Below are 8,155 nucleotides of genomic sequence, written 5' to 3' on the forward strand. Positions count from 1 at the left end.
CAAAACTATTTAATTCCAGACTTTGCTTGATTTTGACAATCAGGGTTCCTACAGAATCAGTATCCCGCAAACTAATAAACCAAACTCCATGCTTATAGCGATCGCGTTCATGTAACCACTGAGCAATGGCATAAGCTAAGGCAGTTTTACCTATTCCTCCCATGCCATGAAGAGCAATACAACGTTTATCCGACTCTACCAATACTTTAATTACCTGATGTATTTCTTGTCTACGTCCGACAAAGTTGGGATTATTAGAGGGAATATTAGTATTTAACCATTGGGGATAGATAACCTGGTGAACATCGGCTGGTTCTATAATTAGGGATTGATTGTGAGCATCTTGGGGTAATAATCGAAATTTGAAAGCTTCATCAAAATTAACTCCTTGCTGAAAAGTCTGGGAGTTAAACAGTTTTTTTAATTTATCATCGAGTTTTACTGCATTACGGCTTGATAAAAAACCATTAATAACTGAATCTTGATTGAATAATGCTTGATAAAGTCGTCGAGAAAAACATCGAGCTGCTACATCTAAAATTTTATCTTCAGCATTAACCGCAATTACATGGGATACCCCTACTCTCACAAAAGCTTGAGCTAACTTTTCTGAATGACAGGCATTTAATAATGCTAATTGACAGGGTGCTTGCTGCAAATTTGATAAAGCAATTTCCAGTTCTTCTTCACTCAAAGAACGAGTCATCCCCGCCTCATCTTCTAACACCAAGGCTGTACTATCCCCATCTCTCATCCCATGACCAATAAAATGAATAATCAATGGTTTGATACGATGAGACAACACATCTTGTAGAGTTTGGGAAGTGGCGACTTTCACTACAATCTCTACTGCTATAGGATGAGATACATCCTCTAACACAGAAGCAATGGCATCAATTTCTTCTTGGAGGGATAAATTCTCTATTGGTAATAAGTCTTCATTGAGTAGAGGGGCTGAAAATAAGATGAGAATTTGATTACTGAAAGAATTATCTAGTTCAGGAACTTTTTCTAATCCTGGACTCAGGGGAATTTTTCCAGCTACCCTTGAGACAACCATTCCTCTATTTCCTCATCAGTAGCGGTGCTTAAATCCAGGGGAGGGCGTTGGGGATGTTGTAATTTCCCTTCTGGCTCTATCCCTTTCTCTCGCAATTTTCGCCGCCAATTATGGATTGTCTTCCCAACTTTGATGGTATAATCCAGCAATTGAGCGGTTGCTGCTGCTCCTGAAACTACTGAAGCTATGACAACTATATCGTCTACACCTAACACGCGATCGCTTGACTTTTGTACCTTGACTTGATTCATCTTCAGGGATGTTTCTAAGGACTCCATTTCATCTGGGGGTATTGGGGATGAAATGACTATGGTACAGAGAGGAATTTCACTCATTTACACCTCGAAAATTTTTATTTTTTGATCAATATTTGCAGTAATATTTTAGACCTTTTTATGAAGAAGCCAGAAATACGAAGTCAGTCCCAATGAAAAAAATTTTTACCATCAAGTTATGTAATACCATTTTGAAAAAATAATGGGACAAATGGGTAAGGGCACGGCACCAGTAAGATAATTTTATATACCAAAAGATTGTGGATGTTCCCTACGAAGAATTTATATATTGCAAACATTATTTTAATTGGTATAACTTCTTCCTCCGGGTGAAAGAAATTTTGGGTGGGATTTCTAGCTAAGTATCCAAAAAATCGGCGTTGCTGAATAAAGATATGAATTTGTCTCACGCAGAGGCGCAGAGGCGCAGAGAACAAGAGTTTGAGAGACCTGATTTTTTAATTTCATATTCCAATTCAGCAATGCCAAAAAATCACTTCCCACACTTCCCACACTTCCCACACTCCCCACACTCCCCACACCCTCTTCCTCTTAACTTCTTCCTTCATTTCGCAATTTACTATCAATGCGTTGCTCGGCTCCTAACCGTTCTAAGGCATAATCATTAAGATCCACAAATTGCATGGGAGCCACTAAGACGGGGTGATACGCATGTATTTGCTGATACATTTGTTGCGCGATCGCTCGATAAGATGGATGTCCTTGACGGCTGCTGCGTAGTTCAACTAAATGGTAAATTTCCCGCAGATTGAGCTTGAAGCGCCAGCGTACCAGATAGGCAAAGGGTACAACATACTCAGAAGCATCTGGTAAATTTTGACTAATTAGCTCCGTAGTTTCACCAGCAGCATCCAATGCTTGTTGGTAGGGAATGGCTAAGTTTGCATCTGTTAATTCTGGGGGAATTATATAACCGTGGGCGACGGAAAATCTTTGGCGTTCTTGGGTAAGTACTCTGTGTCTTTGTAAGTCTCGATATGCGCCAATATCTGCCAAAATATCGAATGTATAGTACACCTCTTCAAAAGCCCGTCCGGGGCGATGAAATCTTGACTCTCGCTCTCCGGCATAGGTATTAATAATTTCCACCCGCTCTGAGCTATTTAATTCAGCTGCGTATGCTTGAATTTGCTCAAATGTTAAATCGGAGTGGGGGTAAAGAATTGCCGCCACCACCTTGATTTCTGCCTGGGGGTCATACTCCACTAACTGTACAGTGGGGGAAGATGTGGGTTTTGTGGCTCCCAGGCATTTTTGTGTTAAGAACTGGGTGCGATCGCGGTTAGTTGAGATATAATTAGCATACTGAGCCCCTCTTGCAGTTTTAGCCCGTTTGACAAAAGATGGGATGACTTGATCTAGTTCCTGTTGCATAGCTCCAGAAAGCGATCGCAATTCTCCATGATGTGAGGCTGCAAGTTTAACTAGTAAATACTCAAAAGCCCTACCATTACCAAATAAGCCGACATTAGTTAAGGTTGCCATAGGTAGTAAACCCCGCAACAAATCCAAAGCCTTTGCCCTAGTTGCACTATTATAAGCCCGTTCGGAAGTATCATTATCCCGTGGAGTGCAGGAACGTACCCATACAAGTAAGGGATCGATTAACTGAGTATAAGTATCAAACAGATAATCTAGTGTTTTTTCATACCGTTCCCCATAACTAGAAGCCATAATCGATGGTTCCCGAAAATAGCGGTAACGCCCATTTATTTGCCGATTGAAAGGTACATATCTAGTAGACTTCTCCAAGGGGGAAATTCCCAAACGACTGTCTTCTAGAGCCTTAGCGGCTATATTACTAATCCCTTCACAAGCAATATGTGCCCCTCCCAATTCAGCTACTGAGTCATCACCGTAACCAATCAGTACGCGATCGTAAAATCCTGTAGCTTTTTGCAGAGCGACTAATTGTTGACTAGATTCATCCCCAGAATTAACAAAACCCGCTTCCGGAGCATTGATAAATTCATCTAGGAGAATGCGACGCAAACTTTTATCACTGCGGCTATAGCGAGAAAATAACGCACCCTTGACTACCTCCGGTAAATTATACAAACAAAACACCGAGCGATCGCAATTGGTAGTAAATGGCTGTAGTAATAACCGCTCTGATTCTGTAAACGGATCGACGAAAAAATTTTGCATTGTTTTATATCATGTCCGCCCGATTACTTATGATATTGCCATCCATGCAAAAATAACCCAAACTATTTCTCCCTCTGCTCCCTGCTCCCTGCTCCCTTGCAGCCCTAATGATAACTATTTAACCGGACATGATATTAGCCGTCTACCTCCACAAAACCAATACCTGTAGAACCAAAACCTCCACTACCACGTTGAGATGTACTTAACTCATCAACTTCCTGAAATAATCCCCGTACCACAGGAGCCACAACTAATTGAGCAATTTTCATCCCCGAAGTGATTAGGAAAGGTTCAGCACCAAGATTCAGCAAAATTACCTTAATTTCCCCTCGATAGCCAGCATCAACTGTTCCCGGAGTATTCAGCACCGTCACACCATGCTTCAGCGCCAAACCACTACGGGGACGTACCTGGAGTTCAAAACCCATAGGAACCTCTGCGGAAATTCCCGTTGGGATAGCGAACCATTGCATTGGTTGTAGAGTGCAATCAACAACAGCCACCAAATCTGCACCGGAATCTCCAGGATGTTCGTATTTTGGTAATTTTGCCTCAGGTACTAGGCGCTTCACCTTCACTATCGCTTGACTATCGGGGGTCATTTCAGTTATCAGTTATCAGTTATCAGTTATCAGTTACCCCATCGATAAATCGAGGGGCTTGTATCCAGTCTATTTTTTGGTCATTATTTACAAACTCACAGACATTCCAGCCTAATATTTTACCTCTTATGTGCCATAGAGGATATTACCAATGGGGATGAATTTATATTTTTAAAGTTAGTTTTTGACGACATACCACAGTACGACATTTCCCGGAGTTTTTCATTATTTCCTCGTCGTCATGAATTAGGAGAAGTATTACAAATTATGAAGCGATTAGGACAAACTATCTTGTCGTAAAAAGACAACATCTTTCCTCCCTCACTCCCTCACTCCCTCACTCCCTCACTCCCTCACTCCTTCCCTCCAAATCACCCTCCCCCCACAATCGTCACCACCTCCAAACAATCCCCCTCCTGGACAGTAGTTTGCGCCCAAAATTGACGATGTAAGATTTCACCGTTATATTCCACCGCCACCATACGGGGATTAAAGCCCAATTGTTGCAGAGCATCAGGAAAAACCATTGGCGCAGGTAAACTACGGGCTTCACCGTTCACCTGGAGGGTAATGGAGCTAGACATAGGCTTGAGTACCAACCGGCTGAATCCGGTTTAATTGAGACAGAAAATATTGAGTGACTAAAGTTGGTTGTTCGGCTTGCATAATTGCTCGCACTACTGCTACTCGCTCCGCCCCAGCATCGACCACATGATTGACATTATTTGCATCTATGCCACCAATGGCAAACCAGGGAATAGTCGAATTTTGTGCTGCATCGCTAACATACTCTAAACCCGTCGCCGCTTTACCAGCCTTTGTGGGGGTTTCATACACTGGCCCCACACCAATATAATCAGCTCCTTGGGCGATCGCCTCTTGCATCTCTGACGCATTTGTGGTAGAACGACCTATCAAGCGTTGAGAACCGAGTAATTGTCGTGCCATAGCAATTGGCATATCCTGTTGCCCTAAATGTACGCCATCGGCATCCACTGCGAGAGCTAAATCAACTCGATCATTGATGATAAAGAGAGCACCATATGCATGACACAACTGTCGCAATTTTGTAGCTTGTGCTAGACGAACATTATCGTCAGCATTTTTATCACGGTACTGCAAGAGGGTTAGTCCACCTTTGAGAGCAGCTTCCACAGTTTCTAATAAATTGTCACCAGGGGAGGTAACAAGGTATAAATGCGATCGCAACAACATTTGCTGCCGTTCATAACCCATTAAATTACTTTCTAGGGTATAAACCCGATAGCGCATTTGTTTGAAGGCTTTGCCCATGTTGGGATCGTAAAGCTTGCTGTATTCTTCCAATACTCGCATCGCTTCTTGGACTCGACAGAAGTTTGCTTCTAGTAGGGATTTAATATTACTACGTTGCTCTTCTTGGGCATGACTCAACTCCGTACCTGGATCCCCAGGGGTATCCCTAGCGGCTTTCATTTCCCCAGTATGCCAATGAGCTACCTCTTGTCGGAGGCTTTTACATTCAGCAACTAACTGGGTGTTGTTTAAGCCAAAGCGACACCACTCTTCTATGATTCGTAATCCCTCACGGGTACGATCCAAATTGGTGTCTAAAATTCGGTAAACAACTTGTTGTATCTCTGTTTTTTGGCTGTATGGATTAACCATTACAACACCCCCATTATTGCCTTCATCATCACAGCCAGCCTGTTTCATATTCACAACACTTTTTGGTTCTTGATTTTTCCGATTCAGAATTAAAGGGAGACAAAGAAGGATGAAGTTTAAACAAATAATGCATCTAGTTAAAGCTAGGGCAATATTTAAGAAATATGAATTTTTCCACACAGATTAAGTTTTGTTGCTGGCGGTGGGTGTCTAGTCCCCTATGTAACTACTTTGGATTAAAAATAGCTGATTGGTCAATACTGAGATTAAGATTATCGACATCTAGGTCGTCATAAGAGTATAAAAAAATTTTGTTAATTATTTCAGGAGTATTATAAACTTGATTATGTTCCAAAAGCTTTACAAGTCCCTCAGAATAGATAATAAGTCAGCACATTCGTGGAATAAAGGATGTAAATCATCTTCTAACCCCGAATTAGCTTTATTTTCCTTTTTACCTTACCCAGCCATAGTTTTGACTTTGGGTATGGTGGTTGCAGCCGCCACTACTGCATTTGGACTCAACCAAAAAGCAGCTCTAGCTCAAACATTAATACCAAAATCAACTTCTGCGGGTGTCAAATCAATTTCTCAGGTTCAGGCATTGTTTGTCAACCCAAATATGGGAGATGACACCACAGGTAATGGTAAGCAAGAATCACCATTGAGAACCATTACCCGAGCCTTAGAAATTGCCCAGGGTAATACAACTATTGTTTTAAGTAAGGGTACTTATAGTACAGAAACAGGAGAACAATTTCCCTTGATCCTCAAACCAGGGATTTCCATTCAAGGGGATCCTCGCAGTCAGGGAAGGAGGATCACAATTCAAGGAGGTGGTGACTATCTCAGTCGCTTTTTTGGTAGTAAGAATGCCACCATTATTGCTGCAAATCAGTCAGCTTTAACAGGAGTTACCATCACCAATTCCAATCCTCGGGGTTATGGCTTGTGGATTGAATCAGGTAATCCCCAAGTGGCTGAAAACACTTTTATCGGTAGTACTCAAGATGGTGTTGCAGTCACAGGTAAAGCCGCACCTATAATTCAGAAAAATAAATTTTATCGTAACGGTGCTAATGGCATTACTATTTCCGGTAGTGCTAAACCTGAAATTCGGGAAAATGTGTTGCAACAAACAGGTTTTGGCATTAGTGTGGCTGAAAATGCCCAACCTTTAATAGTTGGTAATTCCATCCAGTACAACAGAAGTGGAATTATTGTCCAAGCTAATTCTCGCCCAGTTTTGCGGCATAATTTAATTCAGGGCAATAAGGAAGATGGGTTAGTTGCTATTTACCAGGCAATGCCAGATTTAGGTAATGCAACGGAACCAGGAGGTAATAAATTTGCTAACAATGGACGCTATCACATTAATGCTAGTGCTGCTAAGCAAACTATCTCAGCCTATGGTAACAATGTAGGAGGTAGCGATCGCATTGCTGGTCAAGTTAACTTTTCTGGTAGCAGGAAGAGCTTACCAACTATGTCCCCATTATCAAATAATCCAACTTCTACCAGACGACTTTTATCATTACCAGATAGAAATAGGCTTACCAATAATAACAATAGTCCCAGTAAATTTACTCATCAGTTACCAAACATACCCAAAAAGACACAGTCAGTAGGTCAACGAGCTAGAGCCAGCCAGAAAATTGCTACCAGTAATTCTCCATTTCCCAAACCTAGAAATTTGACATCCAGACAAAAACCTAATTCTGCGCCTAGCAATTTATCCAATGATAGGCAATTGAATTATGTACGTATTGCTCCCAATACCATTGAATTTGCCGCACCTAAACTTCCTAATCCCTCAGTAGCAACACCAACTAGACAAGTTAGACAACAGAATTCACCAGGGTTAGATAAAACTCCCGGTAATACTGTATTATTGCCAGTTCCAGGAGCAAATATTCCGGGAATGGATAATGGTAATATAATTAACTCCAGGAATAGTAACTATACTAGAAATTTGGCGGCGGCAAATACAAATAATTCCCAGTTTGCTTCCCGTTACCGAGTCATGGCACAAATCCAAACTCAAAGGGATCAAGAACTGGTTCGATTTCTAGCTCCTGATGCTTTTCCCACAATATGGCGAGGTCAAGCATATATGCAAGCGGGGGTATTTAGCAGTCCCTACAATGCTAGAAATATGCAGCAAATTCTCAATAATAATGGTTTAAGGGCATTTGTTCAGCCTTTAAATTAAATTCAGAATCTGGCGTTGCTGATTCCAGGGATGATTTTTATCTCGTGCATTAGACGCAGAGACACAAAGTGCTATTTTTACTCTGGTCTAAAAATATCAATTCATCCCGCATTTATTCAACACCCAGAATCTTATACCAATTAAAAAGGATGGCGACAGATGGAAAGAAAGAAAAGCTTATCTAATAACC

Annotated in this window: 7 protein-coding genes; 1 reads left to right on the forward strand and 6 read right to left on the reverse strand. The window is 41.4% G+C overall.

Annotated features, from left to right (window positions below):
• The 6 genes from CALSC_RS07530 to CALSC_RS07560 form a co-directional block, all read right to left on the reverse strand.
• A partial coding sequence (locus CALSC_RS07530; RefSeq protein ID WP_143288183.1) for a CHAT domain-containing protein occupies nucleotides 1-1,060 on the reverse strand: 1,060 nt, incomplete at its 3' end.
• Nucleotides 1,042-1,395: a hypothetical protein gene (locus tag CALSC_RS07535; RefSeq protein WP_088240760.1), complete on the reverse strand. Its 354-nt coding sequence runs from the start codon at nucleotides 1,393-1,395 to the stop codon at nucleotides 1,042-1,044. The genes CALSC_RS07535 and CALSC_RS07530, both read right to left, overlap by 19 nt.
• A 492-nt stretch (nucleotides 1,396-1,887) precedes the next feature.
• Nucleotides 1,888-3,504, reverse strand: coding sequence for an FAD-dependent thymidylate synthase (locus tag CALSC_RS07540; RefSeq protein WP_088240761.1), 1,617 nt, complete (start codon nucleotides 3,502-3,504; stop codon nucleotides 1,888-1,890).
• A gap of 134 nt (nucleotides 3,505-3,638) precedes the next feature.
• Nucleotides 3,639-4,106, reverse strand: coding sequence for a dUTP diphosphatase (dut, locus tag CALSC_RS07545; protein ID WP_088240762.1), 468 nt, complete (start codon nucleotides 4,104-4,106; stop codon nucleotides 3,639-3,641).
• 371 nt (nucleotides 4,107-4,477) lie between these two features.
• Entirely contained in the window at nucleotides 4,478-4,690 is a 213-nt protein-coding gene (thiS, locus tag CALSC_RS07555; protein ID WP_088240763.1) for a sulfur carrier protein ThiS, read from the reverse strand.
• On the reverse strand, nucleotides 4,683-5,801 hold the full coding sequence (locus CALSC_RS07560; protein WP_088240764.1) for a thiamine phosphate synthase: 1,119 nt from the start codon (nucleotides 5,799-5,801) through the stop codon (nucleotides 4,683-4,685). Before CALSC_RS07560 ends, thiS begins: the two co-directional genes overlap by 8 nt.
• Nucleotides 5,802-6,099: 298 nt before the next feature.
• Here CALSC_RS07560 and CALSC_RS07565 point away from each other — a divergent pair, with 298 nt between their 5' ends.
• Nucleotides 6,100-7,965, forward strand: coding sequence for a DUF1565 domain-containing protein (locus tag CALSC_RS07565; protein WP_235006717.1), 1,866 nt, complete (start codon nucleotides 6,100-6,102; stop codon nucleotides 7,963-7,965).
• Nucleotides 7,966-8,155 lie beyond the last annotated feature (190 nt).

Source organism: Calothrix rhizosoleniae SC01 (assembly GCF_900185595.1).
In the GTDB taxonomy this organism is placed as follows: Bacteria; Cyanobacteriota; Cyanobacteriia; order Cyanobacteriales; family Nostocaceae; genus Calothrix_A; species Calothrix_A rhizosoleniae.